At 57.7% G+C, this 24,850-nt stretch carries 25 protein-coding genes, 1 pseudogene and 1 other annotated feature; of the genes and pseudogenes, 6 read left to right on the top strand and 20 right to left on the bottom strand.

All coding sequences use genetic code 11. The features are described 5' to 3' along the window. Positions 1 to 93: 93 nt before the first annotated feature. Positions 94 to 1,278, bottom strand: coding sequence for a purine ribonucleoside efflux pump NepI (gene nepI, locus ACWPW2_RS14710; protein ID WP_042715086.1), 1,185 nt, complete (start codon positions 1,276 to 1,278; stop codon positions 94 to 96). Between the two features lie 96 nt (positions 1,279 to 1,374). After that, entirely contained in the window at positions 1,375 to 1,827 is a 453-nt protein-coding gene (locus tag ACWPW2_RS14705; protein WP_124966942.1) for a DUF1198 domain-containing protein, read from the bottom strand. 157 nt (positions 1,828 to 1,984) lie between these two features. On the opposite strand from ACWPW2_RS14705, the gene ACWPW2_RS14700 reads away from it, so the two are divergent. Next, entirely contained in the window at positions 1,985 to 4,018 is a 2,034-nt protein-coding gene (locus ACWPW2_RS14700; RefSeq protein ID WP_454123834.1) for a DUF4034 domain-containing protein, read from the top strand. A 154-nt stretch (positions 4,019 to 4,172) separates the two neighbouring features. Here the strand turns inward: ACWPW2_RS14700 and ilvN are convergent, their stop codons facing one another. The 3 genes from ilvN to ivbL all read right to left on the bottom strand — a co-directional run bounded on the left by ilvN (position 4,173) and on the right by ivbL (position 6,353). Then, on the bottom strand, positions 4,173 to 4,457 hold the full coding sequence (gene ilvN, locus ACWPW2_RS14695) for an acetolactate synthase small subunit (RefSeq protein ID WP_454123832.1): 285 nt from the start codon (positions 4,455 to 4,457) through the stop codon (positions 4,173 to 4,175). Between the two features lie 3 nt (positions 4,458 to 4,460). Then, entirely contained in the window at positions 4,461 to 6,149 is a 1,689-nt protein-coding gene (gene ilvB, locus ACWPW2_RS14690) for an acetolactate synthase large subunit (RefSeq protein WP_124966940.1), read from the bottom strand. A 105-nt stretch (positions 6,150 to 6,254) separates the two neighbouring features. Then, entirely contained in the window at positions 6,255 to 6,353 is a 99-nt protein-coding gene (ivbL, locus tag ACWPW2_RS14685) for an ilvB operon leader peptide IvbL (protein ID WP_124966939.1), read from the bottom strand. A gap of 515 nt (positions 6,354 to 6,868) precedes the next feature. Here ivbL and tisB point away from each other — a divergent pair. The 3 genes from tisB (at position 6,869) to emrD (ending at position 9,279) form a co-directional block, all read left to right on the top strand. After that, positions 6,869 to 6,964 carry a type I toxin-antitoxin system toxin TisB gene (tisB, locus tag ACWPW2_RS14680; protein WP_076769296.1) on the top strand — a complete coding sequence of 32 codons (96 nt, stop codon included), beginning with the start codon at positions 6,869 to 6,871 and terminating at the stop codon, positions 6,962 to 6,964. Between the two features lie 119 nt (positions 6,965 to 7,083). After that, positions 7,084 to 7,917: an EamA family transporter gene (locus tag ACWPW2_RS14675; RefSeq protein WP_454125228.1), complete on the top strand. Its 834-nt coding sequence runs from the start codon at positions 7,084 to 7,086 to the stop codon at positions 7,915 to 7,917. Positions 7,918 to 8,094: 177 nt separating this feature from the next. Further along, on the top strand, positions 8,095 to 9,279 hold the full coding sequence (emrD, locus tag ACWPW2_RS14670) for a multidrug efflux MFS transporter EmrD (protein ID WP_139567958.1): 1,185 nt from the start codon (positions 8,095 to 8,097) through the stop codon (positions 9,277 to 9,279). Here emrD and ACWPW2_RS14665 read toward each other — a convergent pair. From ACWPW2_RS14665 to ACWPW2_RS14650, 4 genes are all read right to left on the bottom strand, one after another. Then, on the bottom strand, positions 9,182 to 10,270 hold the full coding sequence (locus ACWPW2_RS14665; RefSeq protein WP_454123828.1) for a cellulase family glycosylhydrolase: 1,089 nt from the start codon (positions 10,268 to 10,270) through the stop codon (positions 9,182 to 9,184). The genes emrD and ACWPW2_RS14665 overlap by 98 nt on opposite strands. Positions 10,271 to 10,364: 94 nt before the next feature. Then, entirely contained in the window at positions 10,365 to 10,715 is a 351-nt protein-coding gene (locus tag ACWPW2_RS14660) for a DUF202 domain-containing protein (RefSeq protein ID WP_042715099.1), read from the bottom strand. Next, entirely contained in the window at positions 10,705 to 11,052 is a 348-nt protein-coding gene (locus ACWPW2_RS14655) for a YidH family protein (RefSeq protein ID WP_042715102.1), read from the bottom strand. The genes ACWPW2_RS14660 and ACWPW2_RS14655 overlap by 11 nt, the downstream gene beginning before the upstream one ends. A gap of 33 nt (positions 11,053 to 11,085) precedes the next feature. Continuing rightward, entirely contained in the window at positions 11,086 to 12,756 is a 1,671-nt protein-coding gene (locus tag ACWPW2_RS14650) for a putative transporter (RefSeq protein ID WP_454123826.1), read from the bottom strand. Positions 12,757 to 13,032: 276 nt separating this feature from the next. On the opposite strand from ACWPW2_RS14650, the pseudogene oxlT reads away from it, so the two are divergent. After that, positions 13,033 to 14,298 (top strand): annotated as a pseudogene (oxlT, locus tag ACWPW2_RS14645) (oxalate/formate MFS antiporter). Between the two features lie 107 nt (positions 14,299 to 14,405). Here the strand turns inward: oxlT and ACWPW2_RS14640 are convergent. The 4 genes from ACWPW2_RS14640 to ibpA form a co-directional block, all read right to left on the bottom strand. Then, a complete protein-coding gene (locus ACWPW2_RS14640) occupies positions 14,406 to 14,873 on the bottom strand; it encodes a PIN domain-containing protein (protein ID WP_454123824.1) in 468 nt (155 codons plus the stop codon). Beyond that, positions 14,873 to 16,006 (bottom strand): AAA family ATPase, encoded by a 1,134-nt coding sequence (locus ACWPW2_RS14635; RefSeq protein ID WP_454123822.1) that lies wholly within the window; start codon positions 16,004 to 16,006, stop codon positions 14,873 to 14,875. Before ACWPW2_RS14635 ends, ACWPW2_RS14640 begins: the two co-directional genes overlap by 1 nt. 103 nt (positions 16,007 to 16,109) lie before the next feature. After that, entirely contained in the window at positions 16,110 to 16,541 is a 432-nt protein-coding gene (gene ibpB / locus ACWPW2_RS14630) for a small heat shock chaperone IbpB (protein WP_454123820.1), read from the bottom strand. Positions 16,542 to 16,649: 108 nt separating this feature from the next. Beyond that, positions 16,650 to 17,063, bottom strand: coding sequence for a small heat shock chaperone IbpA (gene ibpA / locus ACWPW2_RS14625; protein WP_042715112.1), 414 nt, complete (start codon positions 17,061 to 17,063; stop codon positions 16,650 to 16,652). Beyond that, positions 17,057 to 17,128, bottom strand: a sequence feature (ROSE (Repression Of Heat Shock gene Expression) occurs in the 5'-region of heat shock genes and acts as an RNA thermometer to modulate expression.). It overlaps the preceding gene by 7 nt. Before the next feature lie 246 nt (positions 17,129 to 17,374). Between ibpA and ACWPW2_RS14620 the strand changes: the two genes are divergently transcribed. Further along, on the top strand, positions 17,375 to 17,704 hold the full coding sequence (locus tag ACWPW2_RS14620) for a YceK/YidQ family lipoprotein (protein WP_124966932.1): 330 nt from the start codon (positions 17,375 to 17,377) through the stop codon (positions 17,702 to 17,704). 1 nt (position 17,705) lies between these two features. Here the strand turns inward: ACWPW2_RS14620 and ACWPW2_RS14615 are convergent, their stop codons facing one another. The 7 genes from ACWPW2_RS14615 to yidA all read right to left on the bottom strand — a co-directional run bounded on the left by ACWPW2_RS14615 (position 17,706) and on the right by yidA (position 24,809). After that, on the bottom strand, positions 17,706 to 18,932 hold the full coding sequence (locus ACWPW2_RS14615) for a DUF3748 domain-containing protein (protein WP_454123817.1): 1,227 nt from the start codon (positions 18,930 to 18,932) through the stop codon (positions 17,706 to 17,708). 51 nt (positions 18,933 to 18,983) lie between these two features. Next, positions 18,984 to 20,321, bottom strand: coding sequence for an MFS transporter (locus tag ACWPW2_RS14610; protein WP_454123815.1), 1,338 nt, complete (start codon positions 20,319 to 20,321; stop codon positions 18,984 to 18,986). Between the two features lie 121 nt (positions 20,322 to 20,442). Next, on the bottom strand, positions 20,443 to 21,591 hold the full coding sequence (gene dgoD / locus ACWPW2_RS14605; RefSeq protein ID WP_054803538.1) for a galactonate dehydratase: 1,149 nt from the start codon (positions 21,589 to 21,591) through the stop codon (positions 20,443 to 20,445). Beyond that, positions 21,588 to 22,205: a 2-dehydro-3-deoxy-6-phosphogalactonate aldolase gene (locus ACWPW2_RS14600; RefSeq protein WP_454123813.1), complete on the bottom strand. Its 618-nt coding sequence runs from the start codon at positions 22,203 to 22,205 to the stop codon at positions 21,588 to 21,590. The genes dgoD and ACWPW2_RS14600 overlap by 4 nt, the downstream gene beginning before the upstream one ends. Further along, positions 22,189 to 23,067 carry a 2-dehydro-3-deoxygalactonokinase gene (locus tag ACWPW2_RS14595; RefSeq protein WP_454123811.1) on the bottom strand — a complete coding sequence of 293 codons (879 nt, stop codon included), beginning with the start codon at positions 23,065 to 23,067 and terminating at the stop codon, positions 22,189 to 22,191. The genes ACWPW2_RS14600 and ACWPW2_RS14595 overlap by 17 nt, the downstream gene beginning before the upstream one ends. Next, positions 23,064 to 23,753: a D-galactonate utilization transcriptional regulator DgoR gene (dgoR, locus tag ACWPW2_RS14590; protein WP_042715123.1), complete on the bottom strand. Its 690-nt coding sequence runs from the start codon at positions 23,751 to 23,753 to the stop codon at positions 23,064 to 23,066. Before dgoR ends, ACWPW2_RS14595 begins: the two co-directional genes overlap by 4 nt. Before the next feature lie 243 nt (positions 23,754 to 23,996). Continuing rightward, complete coding sequence (yidA, locus tag ACWPW2_RS14585) at positions 23,997 to 24,809, bottom strand: sugar-phosphatase (RefSeq protein WP_042715125.1); 813 nt, start codon at positions 24,807 to 24,809, stop codon at positions 23,997 to 23,999. Positions 24,810 to 24,850 lie beyond the last annotated feature (41 nt).

The raw sequence follows: 24,850 nt of genomic DNA, 5'->3' as shown, positions 1-24,850 counted from the left end.
CCACCCGGCATAATGCCCGATGGCGGCTACGCCTTATCGGGCCTACGCGAATTGTAGGCCGGGTAAGCGAAGCGCCACCCGGCATTTTGAGATTCAGGCTCTGACCTTCACTTTTGCCGCCACCAGCAGCGCGGTGAGCAGCATCAGGCCGCCGGAGAGCATCAACGGCGAGAGCAGGCCGTAATGATCGAGGGCGAAGCCGCCAATCGCCGCGCCGCAGGTATTCGCCAATTGAATAACCGCCACCTGGATCGAACCGGCTTTCTCTGCCTGATCGGCCAGAGTGCGGGTGATCCACGTTGACCAGCCCACCGGAATCAGGGCGAAGCCCAGCCCCCAGACAATGGCGATCCCCGCCGCCACCACTTTATCGCTGCCCCACAAAATCAGCACCAGCGCGCTTATCGCCAGCGTCAGCGGCGCAAGGGCCAGCGTCATTTTCACTGAGCGCTTCATCACCACTGACGAGAACGAGGTGCCGACGAAACTGGCGATACCAAAACTGAGCAGCACCAGCGTCAGCCCATCGACGCTGAAACCGGCGAGGGTCGTATAGACCGGGCGAATGTAGGTAAAGAAGGAGAACTGGCCGGCGAAGACCATGAAAATCGCCAGCATTCCCGCCGCAACGCCGGGGCGTTTCAGCAGGCCAAACATATTCTGGTGCTGCTCGGTCTGCCCAGGCAGCGACGGCAGCGCCATCCACACCCAGATAATGCAGGCCACGCCCATCAGCGCTGCGCCGTTAAAGACGTTACGCCAGCCGATAATCCCACCAAGAAAACTGCCCAGCGGCGCGGCAATCACCAGCGCAATCGACACCGCGCCAAAGATGACCGACAGCGCTTTCGGCACCGTGCGCATCGGCACTAAACGCATGGTCAGCGAGGCGGACATCGCCCAGAAACCGCCGAGCGCCAGCCCGAGGCAGGCGCGCCCGACTAACAGCAGGGTAAAACTGGTGGCAAACGAGACCAGCAGGCAGGAGAGGGTAAGCAGCAGCGCAAAGGCGAACACCACATAGCGGCGGTCAGTTGTACGGATGATGCTGGTAATAAACAGGCTGGCGAACATCGCCACAAAAGCCGTCACGGTGACGGTTTGCCCGGCAAGCCCTTCGGAAACGCCCAGATCCAGCGCCATCGGCGTCAGCAGGCTGACCGGCAGAAACTCAACGGTGATCAAGCATGCTACACAGAAGGCCACGGCGAAAACGGCGGACCAGTTCGGCCGCGTGACCGGATCGGCTGAAGATTGCGCCATACTTTGCTCACTCATTGATTACCTGCTTAATTGTTAAACGTGAAAGTCGCGCAGTGTAACATTCATAAAGTGTGACGCAATTAACAATTCGGCAACTCTTCAGCGTCGCCCTCAGTGCAGCCAGTAGACGCCCTCTTGCGGCGCGAAGAGCGCGTTGTAGCGCATCTGGAAATTGCTCAGTTCGGCTTTATCCGGATCGATTTCACGCAGAAAGCCAAGCGCCAGGCGTAATTGCGCGTCGGTGATCGGTGCCGCAAGCCGTGCTTTCTGCATCAGGCGGTGCCAGTAGTGAAAATTTTGCTCGCCGCTATCCACAATCGCCACCTGCCAGATCAGCAGCAACTGTGCCGCGTTTTGCAGGTGCGCTTCATCGGGACGCGCTAAATAGCGCAGAAATTCATTGCCCGCGGTTTTGCCCATCTGATCAATCATCGACTCCACCGGCACGGGTTGAATATTAAGCCGGTCGGTAAGACGGCGGATCGCACGGCGGGAATCGGAGGTTAATACCCGAAAACCAATCACAAAGACCACCACCAGCGTGGCCAACATCAACCAGATCATACGTTCTCCCGCAGCGAAAAGAGGCTCATCATACGGGCAAATCGGCGTCGACTAACAGCGCTAAGTGCGCTCAAACACCTAAATCAGGGGTTTGTTCCTGCCAGCTTTTTTCGGGACAATGGGCAACATTTTTCTCACATCTCCCTTATGAGGCACCATGATTTCACTGGATGAGATTTTTTCCGTCCGCCAGCAGCTGCGCGATTTGATGCACGCCGGGGAGTTTGAAGCCCTTACCCGTTACTATGCGGCTGCCGAGTCCCGCTGGCAGCAGGATCGCGATGATGCGTTTTTTCCCATCATCAGCCAGTACACCTTTCTCTTTACCTCGCAGTTGTATAGCGAAGAGAAGATCGTCGAACTGCTGACCGCCTGGCATCAGCAGCAGCCGCAGGCCCATTATCCCTGTGCGATGCTGGCCCAGCGCTGGCTTAACATCGCTGGCGAAGCGCGCGGCGGCCACTACGCTGACCGGGTGACGGCCACCCAGTGGAGCCGCGCCCGCATCAGTAGCGATCTGCTCTTTTACTGGGCGGCGAAGGCGATCTCCCTGAATAACCAGACGCCTTTTCTCTATTACCTACTGCTGACGGCGAGCGGGCACTTTAACCAACCCGCGTGGTTCGAGGAGCCGCATCAGCCGATAGCGCTCGACCTGAGCGCCTATTCAGACGCGGCGCTGGCCTTTGCCCGCGAAAAAGGCGGTTTACCGCTCTCCAGTGAGCCGATTTACACCGGTCTGCCCGTGGCCGACGAGCAGGAAGCGGAGATGCCGCCGCTTTACTGGCTCAACCGCGCGCTGGAGTGCGACCCGCAAAGCATGCCGGTGCGCGAGCAGTTTATCTATTACCTCTATCCGCGCTGGTACGGCGATGATGAACATGTCGCCATCGACAACTTTTTAGCCAGCAACTACTGCACCGTGCTGCCGGAGCTTAAGCGCAACAAACTCTACAGCGTGAAGTGGCTGGATAAGCTCGGCAACCCCGAGTACTGGCCCGATAAGCACAGCGGCAAAGCGATCGGCGCGTTCGATGAGGAGTTCCAGCAGATGCTGGCCCTGCCGATGGAGCCGGAAGATAAGGCGGCGCTGCACCTCACCTGCCTGGATACCTACGTCCATTTCCTGCTGGACGACGATTACACCTTCTACGCCCATAGCCCGCTCTTCGCGCGGCGCATTTATGAGAGCATTGAGTTTATGCTCAACCACGGCTCAGTCCGGCTGCTGTTTGCCCAGGAAGGGGCATTGCTCTTCTGGCTGCTGTCGGTGCTGTGCCATAAAGAGTACGCGCTGCAAGATGAGAAGGGGCTGTTCCCGCGCTATATCGCGCTGACCGGTGCGCGCTGCGAAAACGACACCGAACTGCTGCTGAGCGCCTATCTGCGTTTGCAGACGCTGGAGGGTGTGCATCTTCCTGGTCCGGCAGAGCCGTGGCTTGCGCGCCTGAAGCAGACGGACGATCGCATCGGGCCGGACAAGCTGAACGTGCTGCTCAACCGTCTCTGCTTCTTCCAGCAGAAAGCGCAGGCGCAGGGCTTTTTAACACTGCTCGCCGAACATGACGTGATCCCCGCCCTGCTGCTGTTAAGCGATATTCACAGTGGCCTGGCACCGGTTGCGGCGACCAATTTGCTGATTACGCCATCCGCAGAGTCGGCGGCCGTAGCGCTTGATCGCGCCTGCCAGAACCGCTCGCCGGAAGCACTGTTCCGCAAAAGCCGCATTATGGAAGCGCAGCACGGAAGAGAGGCCCAGCCAGAGCGCCTGAAGCTGTTAGAGGAGGCGACCCGCCGCGGACACGCGCTGGCGCATTATGATTATGCCTGTGCGCTCTTCTGGTCGCGCGATGTGGAGCATCAGCGGCTGGCGGTGGAAAAAGTGTGTGCGGAGGTGCTGCTTGAGTCGCGCGTTGAAGAGGAGAAGCTGGCCTATATCGCCTATCTCTACGCGTTTGGCGTGCTCAATCAACGCGGCGGTATGCGTAAAAATGTCTGGCTGTTTATCCGCTGGATCAACTACGCCATCGAGCTTTGGCCGGACGAGCACTACCAAAAAATGCAGCAGTTCTTCGAATCGCGCTACGTCAACTTTTTAGTGGTTCGCTTCCTGGCGAAGCGGGATAGAAAACGCGCGCCCGAGTGGCAGGTGGAATTACTGGACAAGCTTGGCATACTGGAGGATGAGTAATGTCTTATATCGGTTACATTCTGTTCGTCGTGGTACTTGTGGTCGTCGGCGTGAGAACCAATAAGAAGTCGCGCTACTACCTCAGCACCCCGCTGCCGCGCAAAAAGTAGGGCACAGGCGCGCCGCCTTTACGGGCGGCGTGCCAATTTAGCGCTTACTCGAAAAAGAGCCCCAATTTGTTGAACACGCCGGGATCGCTCTGGTGACGGATGATCTGCACCACATCTTCCAGCTTGTCGATTTGGCTTATCATTTGCTCCAGCCGCTGATCGTTGGCGACCTGAAGCCAGATGCGGCTCTGCTCGCCGTTTTGTAGCGGCAGGCAGAGAATGCCCTCCACGTTGAATGCCCGGCGGGCAAATAGCCCGCAGACGTGGGTCATTACGCCCGGATGGTTACGCACGGTGAGTTCAAGAATGACGTTATCATTGCTCTGCATGGCTTATTCCCCCACCATTTCTGTATTCGCCGCGCCCGGCGGCACCATCGGATAGACTTTCTGTTGTGGATCGATACGCACATGCACCAGCGCAGGCCCTGGGCGGTCAATAATCTCCTGCAACGCGGCCTGCGGATCGGCGGCGGCGTTTAAATCGCAGGTATGCAGGCCAAACCCGGCGGCAATCTGCACAAAGTTAACCATGCCCGGATAGGTCGCGGCAAAGACGCCGGATTTGTAGAACAGACTCTGCTGCTGATGCACCAGCCCCAGCGCCTCGTTATTCATCAGGATGATTTTGACATCGAGATTGTTTTCCGCCGCCGTCGCCATCTCCTGAATATTCATCATCAGGCTGCCGTCGCCGGAGAAGCAGATCACCTTCCGCTCCGGGTTCGCCAGCGCCGCGCCGATCGCCGTCGGCAGGCCAAAGCCCATGGTGCCGAGGCCGCCGGAGGTGAGCCACTGGCGCGGGCGATTGAACGGATAGGCCTGCGCCGTCCACATCTGATGCTGCCCGACGTCGGTGGTGATAATCGCCTCATCATCAACGCAGGCGGCCACCGCGTTAATCAGCCCGTAGTGGCTTAAGGGATCGCTGTTCTGCGCAATGGAGGAAGGGAACTCCGCTTGCAGCTGCTCGACGGTGTTGCGCCAGGCGTGGCGCGCGCTCGCCTCAATCTGCGGGATCAATACATCCAATACTTCGCCGACATCGCCCTGGATCGCGACATGTGCCTGCTTCACTTTCCCCAGCTCAGCGCGGTCGATATCAACATGAATGATTTTGGCATTCGGACAGAACTGCTCGGTCTTGCCAATCGCCCGGTCATCAAAACGCGCGCCCAGCACAATCAGCAGATCCGCCTCTTGCAGAATGAAGTTGGTGCTGCGCGCGCCGTGCATGCCGAGCATGCCGAGGGAGAGCGGGTGGTGTTTCGGCAGCATACCGAGCGCCATCAGCGTCATGGTAGTCGGCAGGCTGGCTTTCTCCGCCAGCAGGCGAATTTGCTGCGGCGCATTGATCACCCCGCCGCCCAGGTAGAGCACCGGGCGCTGCGCGGCGTTGATCATCTCCGCTGCGGCACGAACGTCATGCGCATTCCACGCCGGAGCCGGGGCTTTAACGCCCGGTTCCGGAAGCTCGCTTAAGGTGATCTCCGCAGTCTGCACATCTTTAGGAATATCTATCCACACCGGGCCTGGACGGCCGGACTGCGCAATGCGAAACGCATCGCTGATCACCTGCGGCAGTTCGGCAATGTCGCGGACCAGATAGTTGTGTTTAGTGATGGGGATAGAGATGCCGTAAGTGTCCACTTCCTGAAACGCATCGGTGCCGATCATTGAGGCGGGCACCTGGCCGGTAATGCAGACCAGCGGGATGGAGTCGAGGCGCGCGTCGGCAATGGCGGTAACCAGGTTCGTCGCACCCGGCCCGCTACAGGCGAGACAGACCGCCGGTTTACCCTGCGTGCGCGCCATTCCCTGAGCGATAAAACCGGCGCCCTGTTCGTGGCGGGCCAGCACGTGGCGAATCTGCGTACTCTGGCTCAGGGCATCGTACAGCGGCAGCACGGTGCCGCCCGGAATGCCGGTAACGGTGGTGATGCCCTGTCGTTCCAGTAAATGAACAATCAGCTGCGCGCCGGTGTAGCGCGTGGATTGAGGAGTGCTTTCCGAACTTGCCATGCTCCAGTCCTTCTTATTCTGGGCCGACTTTCCGGGAGGGATAAAACAAGAAACCCCGCCCGGTTTGCGCCGGCGGGGTTTTGGAATCGTGTGTTGTTCCGGACCCTACGGCGCATTGCCGACGACCACCACCACACGCACGACGACCACCGCGGCGTTGTGCGCGGTTTTTAGTAGGTTCATCGGTTTAGTGGCAGCGTTCATGGGGGACCTGTTGTTGTGTGAACAATTTTTATGTCATTAACGAGATTTATACAAACACAGGAATCATTCGCCGACAACTGCTTTTTACGCACCGGCAGCAAAGTGGGCCATTGATCACATTTCTTATTGCCGAAATGAAAACAAAAAACCCCGCCGGAGCGAGGTTTTTTTTGCAGCTTTTTGCGGCTGGTGACCGCAAGCACACTGCGTTACGTCAACAGCGGAACTATACGCTATATCATCTGGCTGTGCAATTTTTACACATAATCATCCGCATTAAGTATGGTTCAATGGCGTAAAAAAAACCAATAATTACTGTATATAAATACAGTACTCGCATATACTGATGTTGCGCATCTGTGTGGGGGCCGCAACTACGGCGCGCTAAGTCCTGGCTGAAACGGGTGGTGCCGTCAGCGCCTTAACCCCTTGAGAGCACACTGCGTTACGCCAACAACACGGCTGATAACAGGCAGCGGAAAGGTAAGTCAGCCGGTGCTCCTTTACCTGAGGAGATGCGTATGGGCCAGACGGAGATGGTTATCCTGATCCTGAAACTCATTGTTGCCTTGTTGCAACTACTTGAAGCAGTCCTGAAGTTTGTTCGTTAACTCAGGTTCAAGTCGCACCAAAGGGGGGCGGGCAACCGCCCCTCTTTCACATTCGCGTTCTGGCGCGCCTTGCGCCGGTCATGTTACATTTTGGTGACATTTCCCGTGCGCAGGTCGCCATGACGCTTTCGGTTTTCTGCATTCTGCTCTTCGCCGCGCTGCTCCACGCCAGCTGGAACGCCATCGTCAAAGCGGGCAGCGACAAGCTTTACGCCGCCATTGCCGTGAGCGGATTTGCCGCGCTAATTGCGCTGATATTGCTCCCTTTCTCTCCCCAGCCTGCGCTTGCCAGCGCGCCCTACCTCGCCCTCTCCTGCGCCCTGCAGGTGGTTTATACCGTGCTGGTCGCTAAAACCTATCAGGTCTCAGAGATGAGCCAGACCTACCCGCTGATGCGCGGCACCGCGCCGCTGCTGGTGGCGTTAGTCAGCGTGCTGTTTCTCGGTGATGCGCTAAGCGCGCTGGCGTGGGGCGGGATTGCGGTGATCTGCCTGTCGATTCTCGGCATGGCCTTTAACGGGCGCAGCCAGTCGCGCACCGGGATCTGGCTGGCGCTGCTCAACGCCTGTTTTATCGCCAGCTATACGCTGGTCGACGGGACAGGTGTTCGCCTCTCCGGCACGGCGCTCGGTTACACCCTCTGGACCTTCTTCCTCAACGGTTTCTGCCTGCTGCTGTGGGCGATGGTGGCGCGCCGCCACGCGGTTTCCCGTTATCTGGTGGCGAACTGGAAATCGGGCCTGCCGGGCGGCATCGGTACGCTCGGCTCCTACGGCCTGGCGCTATGGGCGATGACGCAAGCGCCGCTGGCGGTGGTGGCTGCGCTGCGTGAAACCTCGATACTCTTTGGCGCGCTGTTAGCCTGCTTTGTGCTCAAAGAGCGCGTGGCGGGCGTGCGCGTTGTTGCCGCCTGCGGTATTGCCGCCGGGGCGATCCTGCTGCGCCTCTCGTAGATCATTCTGGCAACAAAAGTTGCCGATAATTGTTTAGAAATCCTGCCTGGCACCCTTTGCCAATTACTGAGCCCCCTGGTGGCTCATCCCGCGCCTTGTGGTAGATTCCTCCGCAACCTGGGCTGCATTGCAGCCATATATTCTATAATTCTTCACTTTTGAAAAGTAATCATCGATATGAAAAGGCAGAGAAACGTCAATTTGTTATTGATGCTGGTGCTTCTGGTCGCAGTCGGCCAGATGGCACAAACCATCTATATTCCGGCGATGGCCGATATGGCGCATGATCTGGCGGTGAGTAAAGGGGCGGTGCAGAGCGTAATGGCGGCCTACTTGCTGACCTATGGCATCTCGCAACTCTTTTACGGTCCGCTGGCCGACAGAGTGGGACGCCGTCCGGTGATCCTCGCGGGCATGTCCATTTTTATGCTGGCGACGCTTATCGCTATCACCACCAACAGCTTACTGGTGCTGATCCTCGCCAGCGCCTTACAGGGCGTCGGCACCGGCGTCGGCGGCGTAATGGCGCGCACCCTGCCGCGCGATCTCTATGCGGGCAGCGAACTTCGTCATGCCAATAGTTTGTTAAATATGGGTATTCTGGTCAGCCCGCTGCTGGCACCGCTGATTGGCGGCGTGCTCAATACGCTGGTGAACTGGCGCGCCTGCTTCATCTTCTTGCTGGTGCTGTGTGTGATTGTCACCTACAGCATGGCGCGCTGGATGCCGGAAACGCGCCCGCTGGATGCGCCGCGCTCGCGGCTGATCACCAGCTATAAAACCCTGCTCGGTAACGGCGCGTTTAGCTGTTATCTGCTGATGCTGATTGGCGGCCTGGCGGGCATTGCGGTGTTTGAGGCCTGCTCCGGCGTGCTGATGGGCGGCGTGCTGGGGCTGAACAGTATGATGGTGAGCGTGCTGTTTATCCTGCCTATTCCGGCGGCGTTTTTCGGCGCGTGGTTTGCCGGACGGCAGAATAAGCGATTCACTACGCTGATGTGGCAGGCGTCGTTAAGCTGCCTGCTGGCCGGCATCCTGATGTGGATCCCCGGTATCCTTGGCGTGATGACTATCTGGACCTTAGTGGTGCCCGCCGCGCTCTTCTTCTTCGGTGCCGGGATGCTCTTCCCGCTGGCGACCAGCGGCGCAATGGAGCCATTCCCCTTCTTAGCCGGTACGGCGGGCGCGCTGATTGGCGGCCTGCAAAATATGGGCTCCGGCGGGCTGGCGTGGCTCTCTGCGCAGTTGCCGCAAAACAGCCAGTTTAGCCTTGGGATGCTGATGACGCTGGCCGGGCTGCTGATTGTGTTGTGCTGGTTGCCGCTGGCGTCGCGCCCTGGCCACCACGAACAGGCGGTTTAACCTCATGATGGCCCGGCTTCTGGTCGGGCTTTTCGCAGGTTGGCGTAATCATCTCTTTTAGCAGCGGCGCGGGCGCGGGCCGCCATGCGCCCTCTTCCCCATCATAAAACTGCGTATCGGCATTGATCGCATACGGGATTTTCGCCCGATTCAGCTCGCAGGCCATAAAGCGGGCGAAGGCCATCTGCGAGGCGGTCGGCGCGTTTTTCATTGACTCTCCCACCGCCCAGCCACCGACCCAACTGGCGTGACCGGTTTTTTGCTGCCAGCGCAGCGCCGCAGCGATGCGGGCGCGGATCGCCGCTTTTTCTGCCGCCGTACCGGAGGTCCACGGATATTTGCCGCTAGTTTTCAGTGGCCCCCACGGAAAGATATGCCACTCCGCCAGCAGGTAGTTCTGGCTGTGCGCAGGCAGCCGCAGCGAGGCGAGATCCTCAGGCGCGGCGCGCAATCGCGGGGCGATGAAGATCATACGCTGGGCATCAATCTGATGCAGAGTGCGCACCACATTGTCATAAGTACGGTTTAACGCGGGCAGATCGCGGTTCAGTTTGTCGGCGGGTTCATAAATCACATCAAAACCGAGGGTCGGATGATCGCTGCCAAAAAATTGCCCGACCGTCGTCCACCAGGCCACCAGCTGCGCTTCGGTTTTTGCGTTGGGATCGGCTTTAAAACCATCGGCCTGATAAGCGATGATCGGCGTCACGCCATAGGCTTCACAGGCTTCGACCAGCTTGCGCAGGTGGATCAGCCGCGCTTCGGTCATATTATCCGCCACGCGAATACGAACATGGCGAATACCGGCGTTGTAAAAATCACGCACCACTAATGGGTCAAATTCGCGAATGCCGCGCTCGGTGCGCGCCCAGTCAACGTCCATGCCAACGCCCAACTGCTGCGCGTAACGCGCCGCCGTTAGCGGAGTATCGGCGGCATACACAGCGGTTGCCGCCAGCAACATAACAACAGCAATCAGTGGCTTTAGCACGGTTGACCTTGCGAAAATCGGGGGTGATTACATGTATTTAGCATGCTTTTGCTCAGCGCGCGTAGCGGCAAAGCGTAATAAATTTTTCCCGCACTCAGAGCAGAAGCCATAACTGCCGAATATGGGTAACGGCGAACAGCAGGGCGAGGGAGAAGACGCCAAGGGCGATAAGCAGTTTGTCTCGCACGCTGCCGGGCAACGCGAAGTCACCGGCGTTCACATCCATTCGCTGCCGCAGATGGGTATAACGCCAGAGAATGCCCGCCACCAGCGCCAGCAGCGCAAGGGAGATCCAGAACGGCGTGCCCGACTGCTGCCAGTTATGCTTTACCGCCAGCGCCATCAGCGCGCCGTAACCGAACAGCGTGCGCAGCCAGGCGAGCGAGGTGCGCTCCGGCTGCAAACCGGGATCGACGGCACGGCGCGCTCTGCGGCTATCCGGCATAGAACACCAGCACCATCACCACTGCGGCGACCGCCGCCAGCGCCACACTGATAAGCAGCAGCGTGCGGGTGTAGGGCAGATCCTCTTTTAAGCGCATCGCTTTCTCATTACGCAACCAGCGCAGATAGCCATACAGCGCCAGCGCTCCGGCGAAGAGGCAGAGCAGCAGCGCCAGCGTTTCACGGATCAGCGGCGTGGCAAACTGCGGTGCCAGCTGATCGAGGCCGACGCCCGCGGCGAGAAAGCCCAGCGCGGTGCGGATCCAGGCCAGAAAGGTACGCTCATTGGCCAGCGAAAAGCGGTAATCGGGCGCTTCGCCGACGCGGGAGATTTTCATCAACACTCCTTATAAAGCAGGCCATTCCCCAGGCTAAAACGCCTGGCCCAGCCCCCAAAATAGCACCGCCAGGAGTTGAGGGGTAATAATGCGCAAAAACATCACCAGCGGATAGACCGTCGCATAGGAGAGCGCCGCCGCGCCGCTGGTGGCATGCAGGTTATTGGCGAAGGCCAGCGCCGGCGGATCGGTCATCGACCCGGCCAGCATACCGCAGAGGGTTAAGTAGTTCATGTTGCCGAGCATCCGCGCCAGCACGCCGACGGTCAGCAGCGGAATGGCGGTAATAAAGATGCCGTAACACATCCACGTCACGCCTTCGCCGTGAGTTAGCGTGGCAAAGAAATCACCGCCGGACTTCAAGCCAACAACCGCCAGAAACAGCACAATGCCGAGCTCACGCAGCGCCAGGTTGGCGCTCGGCGGCATAAACCAGTAGAGCTTGCCGATGGTGCCGATGCGCCCGAGGATCAGCGCCATAATCAGCGGCCCGCCCGCCAGACCAAGCTTTAAGGCCACCGGAAAGCCGGGAATAAACAGCGGCACCGAGCCGAGCAGCACGCCGAGACCGATACCGATAAACACCGGCAGCATCTGCACCTGCTGTAATTTCTGCTGCGCGTTGCCCACTTCGCTGGCTACGGCCTCAATCGCCGCCGGTCGGCCAACCAGATTGAGGATATCGCCAAACTGCAGGCTGGCGTCAGAGCTGGCCACCAGCTCCACCCCGGCGCGATTGAGGCGCGAAATCACCACGTCATAACGCTCTTTCATTTGCAGGTCGCGGATCTTTTTCCCCAGCACTTTTTCATTGGTCACCACCACCCGCTCAACGCGCAAATCGGTGCCGCGCGTCGAGAGGGAGGTCTCAACCTCTTTGCCAATCACCACCTGCGCGTTATGCAGATCGCGCGGCAGGCCGACCAGGTGCAGCAGATCGCCCGCCTGAATTACCGTGGTGGGCGAGGGCACCATCAGCAGCTCGTCCCGTTTCAGCCGTGAACAGATGATTTTGTCGCTGTTGAGCAGCGGCACATCCTGAATCGCCATATTGTTGAGGTTGCTGTTTTCCACCCGAACATTAATGGTGCGAATATGCGAGACACCGCTATTCAGCGTGGCGTCATGCTTGCGGGCCTCCTCATCCACATTGACGCGAAACAGCACCCGCAGCAGCCACATGCTCAGCAGAATGCCGCAGATACCGAACGGGTAGGCCATCGCATAGCTGGTGCCCATTACATCCAGCTGTTCGGCGGGCAGGCCCAAATCGCGCAGGATCTGCTGCCCGGCGCCAAGGGCGGGCGTGTTGGTTACCGCGCCGGAGAAGATACCGAGCACCACCGGCAGCGGAATGGCGAAGAGTTTATGCAGGATCGCCGTGACCAGGCCGCCCAGCAGCACAATCAATATGGCGAAGAGGTTGAGGCGCAGCCCCGAGACGCGCAGCGAGGCAAAGAACCCCGGCCCGACCTGGATGCCAATGGTATAGACGAAGAGGATCAGGCCGAACTCCTGCACGAACAGCAGCATCGGCCCGCTTAAGGTCATCCCCAGCCGATCGGCGATGTGGCCGACAATAATCCCGCCAAACAGCACGCCGCCAATGCCAAAGCCGATGCCGCGTATTTTGATGTTGCCGATCCACAGCCCAACCACTGCCACCAGCGCCAGCATGCTGACCATTAATGCTATCTCACTCATGATCCAATCCTTTTCCATGATGATTAGGCTAATTCTCGCAGAGAAGAGGGTCGTTTTATGGGCGATGGCGCACAAAGTGCAGGGCTTTTCGCGCCCTCTAATGTGGCGAACCGCGCACCATATAATGTGATGCTGCTCTCAATTAACGCATAGCTGAGGCGTTTACCCGCAGGCAAAACCCTGCGCCTGCTAACTCTCTCCTGAGGATTCGTGCGCTGGCAGGTTATGGCATGGTTAATGCACAACTCCACTTTTGTTAACAACAGGGGTGGCAGAATGACAAATACAACCTTAACCAGCGTAGTGGTAGCAAGCCCGTCGAAGAAATGGGTGCAACTGGCGCTGGGCTTACTGTGCATGATCTCCATCTCCAGCCCGCAATATGTCTGGGCGCTGCTGGCAAAGCCGTTTATGGCCAAGCTGGGCGTTCCGCTGGCGGAGATCCAGCTCACCTTCTCACTGCTGATTATTCTGCAAACCTTCTTTTCCCCCTTTCAGGGCAAGCTGATTGATAAGTTTGGCCCGCGCCGGTTGATTGCCATTGGTACCGTGCTGAGCGGTGCAAGCTGGATGCTGACGGCGAACATCAGCAGCCTGACGGGGCTCTATCTCTGTTACGGCGTGATTGGCGGCCTTGGCACCGGCATTGTCTATATCGGCGTGGTTGGGTTGATGGTGCGCTGGTTCCCCGAAAAACGTGGGTTTGCCACAGGGATGGTGGCGGCAGGCTACGGCATGGGTGCGATCCTCACCACGTTTCCAGTGACGCAATCGCTGGCCGCCAAAGGGCTGGAGAGCACGCTGTGGCAGTTCGGCCTGCTGATGGCCGCTATCGGTTTTATTGCCAGCCAGGGATTGCGCGCGCCGCAGCATGCCAGCGCGCAGCCGGTGAGCAGCCAGTTGAAGATGAGCGAGAAGAGCTTCGCGCCAAAAGAGATGCTGCGCAAGCCGCTCTTTTGGCTGATGTTTGTCATGATGACTATGATGTCCACCTCCGGGCTGATGGTCACTTCGCAGATGGCAATTTTCGCCGACGATTTCGGTATTACCGCCGTCACGGTGCTCGGCATGGCGGCGCTGCCGCTGGCGATGACCATTGACCGGTTTATGAATGGTTTAACGCGCCCGGTGTGCGGCTATATTTCGGATCGCATTGGGCGCGAAAACATGATGTTTGTCGCCTTCGGTCTGGAAGGGTGCGCGATGGCGCTGTGGCTGCTGTGAAAAGACGATCCGCTGCTGTTTGTGTTGCTCTCCGGGGTGGTCTTTTTCGGCTGGGGCGAAATCTTCTCGCTCTTTCCAGCCACCCTCACTGACACCTTCGGTACGCAGCATGCCACCTCAAATTATGGCTGGCTCTATATCTCGCAGGGCATAGGCTCGATCTTCGGCGGCCCGCTGGCGGCGCTGCTCTATCAACAGACCGGCAGCTGGAACTTGGTGTTTGGCTGCGCAATCACGCTGGATATTCTCTGCGCGCTGCTCGCCCTCTTTGTGCTGAAGCCCTGGCGCCAGCGCTTTTTGCAGAGCGTGCATGCCTGAATAAAAAGGCTCCGCATGCGGAGCCTTATGTGCCGGGTGACCGCGATGCCTTAGATGGCATCTTGCCGTAGGCCTGATAAGCGAAGCGCCATCAGGCAGTAGGTTTGTCAGAGGTTACTGGCCGCTAAATCATAGGATTGATGTAACTGACGGATGCGCCCGATATCGGAATCGTTGGAGCAGAGCTCAAGAGTGTTGCAGTGCGCGCTACTGAAATGAAAAACGTCAAACTTTCGTTTCTCCAGGTTACGCGCTGCGGCACCGGGTTGCGCCGCCTGCCAGCTATCGAAACGGAACAGATTGGCCGACAGCTCAGAGATATCACGCGTAATATCCAGCTCGGGAAAACCATTCAGAGTGGCCTGAAGTTCATCAAATTCCGCTGTATTTAACCAGCTAACGCCGCGCAATACTTCATAGCGAATCAACGGCGTAATAAACAGCGCCACTTCATCGTCAGCCAGTAATTCAGCCAGCATCGCTATTGCGGAGGCTTTCATCTGTGCGGAGGTTCTGCCGCTTTTATCAAATGCCGCAATCAGAAGGTTGGTATCCAGCAAAATTTTCCGTGTCATTACTCTTTCTCCTGCTGGTTGAGCAAGCGTAATAAGTTCGCTTTCGCATCCTGCTGCTCGTCGGCGCTGCTGTTCTCAAGCTTCATCTGGTTTAGATCAACGCTGAATACATCTTTCAGGATATCGGCCAGCGCGGCTTTGTTCGGCGCGGCGATTTTTTTCGTCTTCACAACGCCATCACCGTCGCGATAGAGGTTATACGCTTCACCCTCTTTAAGCTGCGCGAGAACAACAGAGGAGTGCGTGGTGATGTAAAACGTCGTATTGGGAAACAGCTTCTTGAGCAACGGCACGATATTCGCCTGCCAGGATAGGTGCAGGTGGCTCTCTATCTCATCGATAAAGACAACGCCCTTCACCTTCTGAATATTGCTTTCATTGGTGAAATAGCCGTAACCGGAAACAATCGCCTGAATCAGTTTAAGGATGGAGGTAAAACCGGAGCTGAGCTGGCTGATTTCTCTCACCTGCCCGTCAACTTTCAGGCTCACCCGATCGTCGCCGCTAATTTCCAGGAAGTGCGGGTCGATGCGTTGATCGATTTCATGCAGCAGGCCCAGCACCGTCGAAATCTCAACTTCGCGGTTGTCTTCACTCTTCTGCCAGCGGTTCGAAGAGCGCGCAATAGAAATAAACCACTCCTGAATACTGGCTGACATATTCATGGAGCCGAAATCCGCTTCCATCTGCCTGGTCAGCGTCTGGAAGTAATACTTTCTGCGGTTCTCAAGGTTGCCCAGCGAAGTATTCGTGACGCTCGTTTGAGTCTCTATTTTTCCGCGCGCCTGGGCACCAAGAAATACAACCGGGGACGTATTCGCGGTCAAAGAGGGGAAATAACCGCGGGCAATTTGCCATAGGGGAGAATCATTATTTTCCCGCTGAACCTTATAAGGTTCCGGGCGATTGGTGGCGACGGATTTGAACTTGAAGAAAACCTGATCGGTAGAATCGAGGGATTTTTTCACCAGCTCATTATTAAAAAACATAAACTGGAACAGCGCTTCCAGCATTTTGGTTTTACCGACGCCGTTGGGGCCGATAAAGGTATAAATCCGCTGGTTAGGCTCAAGCCTTAGCTGCGCGCGCCCAACGCCGATAAGTCCTTCAATCTCAAGCTTTTCGCCAAGCATAGCCGTCTCCTGAATGCCGCAATGGCTCCAGTGTATACCAGCCTGCAAAAGAAACAAAAAAGCCCTGCTCAGAAAGCAGGGCTTAGCGATTTTATGCGCGGTTTTAGCTGTTCAACACCGGGCGCGAGCTGATGGCAATGCGCTGCGGTTCGGCGCTTTCGGGCACATTACGCAGCAGATCGATATGCAGCAGGCCGTTCACGAATGTTGCGCCGGAAACTTCCATAAAATCGGCCAGCGTAAAGCTCAGGGTAAAGGGCTGGATCACCAGACCCTGATGGAGCCATTTCGGTTCGTTGGCCGGTTTTTCCGGCGTGCCTTTAATGGTCAGCCGACCATTTTCCAGTTGAATATCCAGCTCTTGCTGGCGGAAACCGGCCAGCGCAAGGGTAATGCGGTAGTGGTTGTCGTCGCTCTTTTCGATGTTGTAGGGCGGGAACGCCTGCTGATCGACATTGGTGGTTTGCAGAGCGTTTGCCAGTTTGTCGAAGCCAATCCACTGACGCAGAAGCGGGGATAAATCGTAGTTACGCATTGTGTTTCTCCTTCAAAGAAGCGAGTGAATACCTGCGAGCTTTCGGCTCACATATGCCCCCTGTCGGCGAGCATTTCGGGAGTGGGCCGCGCGAGCGACCCGACGTAATTAGTTAATTTCGATACGGCGCGGTTTTTTCTCTTCCGGGATGACGCGCTCCAGTTCGATATAGAGCAGGCCGTTCACCAGGTTGGCGCCTTTGATTTGAATATTTTCTGCCAGCTGGAATTTACGCTCGAAGTTACGCTCGGCGATGCCCTGGTAGAGATAGGAGCGCTCTTTCTGTTCAGCGGCGTGGGAGCCTTTCACCACCAGCAGGTTGTCCTGGGCGGTAATATCCAGTTCACTTTCAGCGAAACCAGCCACGGCGATAGCAATGCGGTAGTGGTTTTCATCCACTAATTCAACGTTGTACGGAGGGTAACCGTTATTGCTCTGGTTCGGGTTGTTTTCCAGCAGGTTAAACAGGCGGTCAAAACCGATAGCTGAACGATAAAGCGGGGAGAGATCAAAATTACGCATAGTTAAAGCTCCTGAAATCAGCGAGTGTGTAAGACCTTCCATAATGGACCGATCTTCATGCCATATAGCCCAACACCCTTGCGGCGTGTTCTGCGGCTACAGTGATAAAATGTGGCTGTCGCGAATTTTTTCAAGGGCAAATTTTTGACTTTTTTTGCACTTTCTCTGTCAGGGCATAGACTGGGGGGACCGCACAAAGGGTTAAAGTGCGAATGCCGCCACAGAGCGGAGCGCGAATGCTGTTGTTTTCGCAGGCGTAGGGCTATAAACGCCGTGACAGCATTCAGACAATAAACAACGATGATTAATCGATGATGAAAACGCGTTTGATAGTTTCTGCACTGGTTTGCGGAGTGATGGTCTCGGGCTGTTCCAGCGTGATGTCGCATACGGGCGGCAAAGAGGGGCTTTATCCCGGCACAAAAGCGAGTTCGTCGATGATTTCCGATGACGATACCGGCATCGGCATGAAATCGCTGGTGGCGCTGGATATGCCCTTTACCGCCCTTCTCGACACGCTGTTGATTCCCTGGGATCTCTTTCGCAGAGATAACTCGGTGAAATCGAGAGTCGAAAAGAGCGAACGGGAAAACGAGGCGATTAACTCCCTTATCCCGCCCGCGCCGATGCCGGTGCACTGATTTAGTAACCGGTCTGCGTCATCCAGAGCTGGCGGAAACCGTTGACCTCTTCCATCCAGGCTATCTGCTTACCGTCCGGTGAGAAGACCACCGCATCCCCGGAAGGCGGGTTGGCGTGATCGGCCGTCAAAAAGGTTATCTCTCCGCTTAGCGCGTCGCACAGCGCAATGCGGTTATCCAGCACAAACCCCAGCGCCTCGCCAGAAGGGTGCCAGTTAAACGCCGACTGGATCCCCGTCTCGCTGTGGGTTAACTGCCGCGGCTCGCCGCCATTCGGGCTGATTAACCAGAGCTGCACAACGCCGTTGTGGTCACGCATCAAAAAGGCAATCTCGCTCGCCTGCGGGTTGCTGCGCACCCAGTGGCGCGGCGTCGTAACCAGCCCCGGATAAGGCCGGTGATGGGTGAAGGTGAGGCGCTGCTGCTGCACGCCTTTTGGCGGCGCGGGCAGCGTCTGATCTGTGCCAGCAAGTGGCGCATCGCCCGCAGTTTTCCAGCCCTGCTCATCAGCAGGAAGATCGACAATAAACAGCTCCGGCACTTTTTCGCCGCTGGCGGAGAGCGTATCGCCAATAAACGCCAGCCGCTGATTGCCAACCCACCCCTCTTCATACGCACGGTTGATCTCATCGCTACCGGGCGCAGGCGTCGGCGTCGTGCGGCTCACCAGCACGCACCAGTGGCTGCCGCCATATTCACGCGGATGGGTGCAGGGCGGCGTTACCGGGCCAAACGGCACCGCGACGCCAACGTTGCGCAGATCCAGCGCCGGGTCGCGCTCATGCATTACGTGATCGTTATAGGTAAAGCTAATGTTCTGCCCGTTCGGGCTAAAGACATGCACGTGCGAGCCGCCGCGCAGCGCGCCGGGCGTGTAGGGCGAGGTGATATCCAGCGCATCAAGATTGGTTGTGCGGCCCTGCCCGGTTATTACGCCGCGCCGATGGTGGAAATCGTACTGCCACGCCTCATCCGGGTTTTCCGGGCCGTGAATAAACACATACTTCTGCGCTTCAGGATGAACGGTCACCACGCCAACATGCGCGCCATCTGTTGCGGTATAGATCACCTCAACGTCGCCGGAGTGAACGTTGACGCGTTCGATGGTTTTGCCGGTAAAGGAGGCGCCGGAGGGGCGCACATCGAACACCAGCCACTGGCTGTCCGCCGTCCAGGTGTTGATATTGGTCAGTTGATGATTGCGCGGGGCGAAGGTGAGCTGTTTCATGAAAATACCCTGAAGCCATAAACAGGCCTCAGGGTATAAGATTGCGCGGCGTTAGCCTACTCGCTTCACATCGCCAACCAGCAAAATGTAGGAGAGCGCGCCAATCAGCGCCACGGCGGAGATATAGACCAGCGCCGGGCCAAAGCCGTAATCCTGCGCCAGGTAGCCAATCACCAGCGGCACGGTAATGCCTCCCAGCCCGCCGACAAAGTTAAACACCCCACCGGTGAGACCAATCAGGCGCATCGGTGCCAGCGACGACACCAGCGACCAGGTGATCGAGGCAAAGCCGTTGCCGAAGAAGGCCAGCGCCATCAGCGTCATAATCCACACGGGATCGTTGGTGTAGTTCGCGCCCATGATGCAGGTGGAGATAAGCAGACCGCAGATAATCGGCGTTTTACGCGCGATGCCCAGCGAATAGCCCCTTTTCACCAGCGTATCGGCGACCCAGCCGGAGAGCAGCACGCCAAAGAAGGCGGCCAGGAACGGTACGGTGGTCATAAACCCGGCTTTCAGCGCGGTGATGCCCTTCTCCTGCGTCAGATAGTTCGGGAACCAGGTGAGAAAGAACCACAGCGTTGAGGTGACGGCGAACTGGCCGAGATAGACGCCAATCAGCTTGCGGTGGAACACCAGTTTCCACTCCGCTTTGGTCAGCGGCTGGCGCGCCTCTTTTTTCACCGGCGCATCGCCATCAATCAGGCCACCGCCCGCTTTGATGTACTCCAGCTCCGCCTGGCTGATGTTTTTGGTCAGGCGCGGCGGCTGGTAGACCTTAATCCAGATCAGCGACCAGATAATGCCGATGCCGCCGGTGACGATAAACACCCAGTGCCAGCTCAGCAGCTCCTGGATCCAGATCAGCAGCGGGGTGAGAAAAGCCAGCCCGACAAACTGCCCGGAGGTGTAAAAACCGACCGCCGAAGCGCGCTCCTGCTCCGGGAACCAGCTGGTCACCATGCGGTTGTTGGTCGGGAAAGCGGGTGCTTCAAAAATGCCGGTAATGGCGCGCAGGCCAATCAGCGACAGCAGGCCGCTGGCGAAACCCTGAAACAGCGTGGCAACCGACCAGCCAAAGATGGCGATGAAGTAGGTGAGACGCGAACCGACACGGTCAAGGAACCAGCCGCCGGGGATCTGACAGAGGGTATAGAGCCAGGCGAAGGCGGAAAAGACGTAGCCCATCTCCGCTTTGGTAATACCGAACTCCTCCTGAATATGGGCAGAGGCCACGGCCAGGTTGGCGCGGTCGACATAACAAATGACCACCGTGATAAAGATCATCAGCAGCGTCAAATAGCGGCGACGCCCTGTTTTTGCAGTCGTTACAGAAATATCCATAACTGTCTGTCTCCGGGTTTTGGGCATGGCGAAGCCGCTCACCATGCCCTGTTAAATACAGAGGGTGTTTTGTTTTTTTAATAAAAATATTTATTGCCCGGTGGCGCTGCGCTTACCGGGCCTACGCGTTATGTAGGCTGGATAAACGTTAGTGTCATCCGGCGCATTACCACTCGGCGACGGTGCCGTCCGCATGCCGCCATACCGGATTACGCCAGTCCGGCGCATTTTTGCTTAGCTCAATCACTTTCTCTTCGTCGATCTCTACGCCAAGGCCCGGTTTCATCAACGGCTTAAAGAAGCCGCCTTCCATGTTGAAGTCCTCTTTGTTCTTCACGAAGTCGAGCAGTTCGGCACCTTTGTTGTAGTGAATGCCCATGCTCTGCTCCTGGAACACCGCATTGTGCGAGACGAAGTCGACATGCAGACAGGCTGCGAGCGCCACCGGGCCGAGCGGGCAGTGTGGAGCCAGCGCCACGTCGTACGCTTCCGCCATACCGGCAATTTTGTAGCACTCGGTGATGCCGCCCGCGTGGGAGAGGTCCGGCTGCAAAATCGCAATGCCGCCCGCTTCCAGCACGCGCTTAAATTCGAAGCGCGAGAACATACGTTCACCGGCGGCAATCGGAATATGGGTTTGCGCGGCAAGCCGCGGGTAATACTCCGCCTGCTCGGCCAGCACCGGCTCTTCAATAAACAGCGGGCGATAGGGCTCCAGCTCTTTAATTAATACTTTCGCCATCGGCGCGCTGACGCGACCGTGGAAATCGAGGCCAAACTCAATCTCGTTACCAAACGCTTCGCGGATCTGCGCCACGGTATTGACCGCCGCATCGACTTTGCGCGAATCATCAATAATGCCTAACTCTTCGCAGCCGTTTAATTTAAAGGTGTCGAAGCCGATGGTGCGCAGGGTTTTGATGCCATCAATAACTTCTGCCGGACGGTCGCCGCCGACCCAGCTGTAGGCTTTGATTTTGTCGCGCACCAGGCCGCCCATCAGCTGCCACACCGGCGCGTTGAGCACTTTGCCTTTGATATCCCACAGCGCCTGGTCAATCCCGGCGATGGCACTCATCAGGATCGGGCCGCCACGATAGAAACCTGCGCGGTACATCACCTGCCACAAGTCGTTGATACGAGAAGGATCCTGGCCAATCAGGTAGTCGCCAAGCTCATGTACCGCCGCTTCAACGGTGCGCGCACGCCCTTCGATCACCGGCTCACCCCAGCCGACCACGCCTTCATCGGTTTCGATTTTTAAGAACATCCAGCGCGGCGGTAAGCGGTAAGTCGTCAGTTTGGTTATCTTCATTGCACAGCCTCTTGATACGCGTTAACAAATGCTTTCGCCTGCTCGATGGTGCGGCTTACCGGCTGACCGGCGCGATAGAGATCGCTGCCCAGCCCGGCGCCGACGCAGCCTGCCTGTAGCCACAGGTGCAGGTTTTCCGGCGTCACGCCGCCGACGGCAAACACCGGTACGTCCACGGGCAGAACCGCTTTCAGCGCTTTGATGTAATCGGGGCCAAAGGCGGAGGAGGGGAAAATTTTCAGCGCCTGCGCGCCAGCCTCCAGCGCGGTAAAGGCTTCGCTGGCAGTCGCGCAGCCTGGGCACACGGTCATGCCGTGGCTGACCGCGCGGCGGATCACCTCCGGCTGCGTATTCGGCGTCACAATCAGCTTACAGCCCATCTCCGCCAGCCGATCAACCTGTTCCGGTTTCAGCACCGTACCGCCGCCGATCAGCGCGCGATCGCCGAAGTTCGCTACGATATCGCCAATGCTGGTCTCCCAGTCGGGGGAGTTGAGCGGGATCTCGACGGCGTCGAAACCTGCGTCGAGTATGGCGGCGACGTGCTCGCGCGCCTCATCCGGGGTGATGCCACGTAAAATGGCGATCAGCGGAAGCTTAGTTTGCCACTGCATGGGCAATCCTCCTGATACCTGCCTGAAATGCCGTGTCGCCATCCAGCGTGTTTACCGCCCGCCCAGTGGCGCGAAACGCGCGCTGATAGCGGGCGGAGAGGGATGGGCTGGCGACCAGCGTGATTGCCTGCGAACCGGCGAAGCGGGCGTTCATGGTCGCCACTTCACCGCCGATTAACAGGCCCGAAAGGAATTCGCTCACCTGTTCGCGCGCAAGGGTGCCCAGCACATGGGCGGCACGAACTTCAAAAAGCTGCGGCAGGATCTCAGGGGACGCGAGGCCGCGCGTCAGGCCTGCGTCGAAGGCATCATCACTGGCGGTTTGCTCCGGCAACCCTGCGCCCACCAGCGAGTGGCGCAGCAGGAGATGATGCAGTTCACCGGTCATTACGGTGCGAAAATCACGGATTTGATGGTTATCAGCCTCGACCCATTTGCAGTGGGTGCCGGGCATCACATACAACGAGGCGGGGGCAAGCTCGCTGGCGCCGAGCAGTTGGGTCTCTTCGCCGCGCATCACGTTGTGATTGTCATCGCTGGAGACGCACAGGCCGGGGATGATCCAGGCACGCTCTTTTACCTGGGTCAGCTGCTCACCGATGCCGTCAAGCGAAGTCGGGCAGGGCAGATAGGGGGCGATTTTCCAGCCCGCATTGCTGCCGACCATGCCCGCCATTACCACCGGCGTGGTGTCGCTGCTCCAGCCCTCGGTTACTTCTGCTAACACCGCTTCGGGGGATCGGCCATTAAGTCGGGTTACACCCGCTTCAGACTGCCTGCTCTCCAGGCAAACGCCATCCTGAAAGTGCCAGGCGCGTAAGTTGGTGGATCCCCAGTCGATTGCGATGTAGCGAGCTGTCATGTAATTTCCTTCAACCTTCGTGTTGAGCTGGCGATCATGGTGAGCGCCGCCTGCTCTGCCGCTGTGCTGTCCTGATGCCGGATCGCATCGAACAGCGCCTTATGTTCCTGCAGGGTTTTCGGCATGTTTGCCTCATCCCCCATCCAGGTTCGTTCAAATACCGCCCGTTGCAGTGAGCTGATTGCCACACTCAACTGTTGCAGCACCGGGTTGTGCACCGATTGCAACACCGCTTCGTGGTAGCGGATATCGGCCTCGTTAAAGGCGTCCCGGTCCTGGTTATTGGCGATCATGTCATTGAGCGCCGACTCAATATTGGCCAGGTCACTGGAGGTGGCGCGTTCCGCCGCCCAGCGGGCGATGGCCGGTTCCACCAGGTTTCGCACTTCGCTCATCGCGCTGATTAAGCGCGGGTCGTAGTCGTGCTCCAGCACCCATTGCAGCACCTCGGTATCGAGGTAGTTCCACTGGTTACGCGGGGCGACAAACGCGCCGCGATAACGCTTCATTTCAATCAGCCGCTTTGCCATCAGCGCGCGGTAGACCTCGCGGATGATGTTGCGCGAAGTTTCAAACTCTTCGCACAGCTCAGCTTCGGCGGGTAACGCCGAGCCAGGGACATATTTGCCGCTGATAATCTGGCGGCCCAGCGAGACGATAATGCGGTCGGTTTTATTCATGGTCATAACGCGTCCTTAGCAACGGTTTCTCTACCACTACTTTATCGCCTCTGCCGCAATTTCCCTCAACATTGAAGTACAAATATGCTGACTTCCCCGCAAGAGATGGCGCAATCGTAGTACAATCACTTTGTGTTGCACTACAATTTGGATCACAAAAACGACAATTGGTAAGCAAATTGTTATCAGAATGGTGCGCGGGGCAAAAAAAACCCGCGCAGGGCGCGGGTCAGGGAGAGTGGGAAGGGATTAGTTGAGGGCAAACTTCTCGATCGCGTAAGCAACGCCATCTTCGAGGTTGGTTTTGGTAACGAAATCTGCCGCCTCTTTCACCGACGGAATGGCGTTCTCCATCGCCACGCCGACGCCGGCAAACTCAATCATGGCGATATCATTTTCCTGATCGCCAATCGCCATAATCTCTTCCGGTTTGATGTTTAACACATCAGCAAGGGCTTTAACGCCAGTACCTTTAGTGACGCTTTTATGCAGGATTTCCAGGAAGTAGGGCGCGCTTTTCAGAACCGTGTACTTCTCTTTCACCTCCTGCGGAATGCGGGCGATCGCCTGGTCGAGGATCGTCGGCTCATCAATCATCATCACTTTCAGGAACTGGGTCTGCGGATCCATCTTCTCCGCTTCACAGAAGACCAGCGGAATGGTGGCGACAAAAGATTCATGCACGGTATAGGGGCTGATATCGCGGTTTGCGGTATAGAGCGTGTTGCGATCCAGCGCGTGGAAGTGCGAGCCGACTTCGCGGGAGAGTTGTTCCAGATAGCGGTAATCGTCATAGCTCAGCGTGGTTTGCGCCACGGTACTGCCGTCACTGGCATTCTGCACCAGCGCGCCGTTATAGGTAATGCAGTAGTCACCTTCCCGCTCCATATGCAGCTCTTTCATATAGCTGTGTACGCCAGCGTAAGGGCGTCCGGTGGTCAGCACGACATTGATGCCGCGTTCGCGCGCGGCGGCAATCGCATTTTTTACCGCAGGAGAGATAGTGTGGTCGGGCAGCAGCAGCGTGCCGTCCATATCGATTGCAATGAGTTTGATAGCCATGAGATCCCCAGATGAGAAGTGTTTGACCTCATGCTAACGCG

It is taken from the genome of Kosakonia sp. Marseille-Q7440, assembly GCF_965119485.1.
The sequence above is the reverse complement of the archived record's forward strand: the minus strand, read 5'-3'. Positions and strand labels throughout refer to the sequence as shown.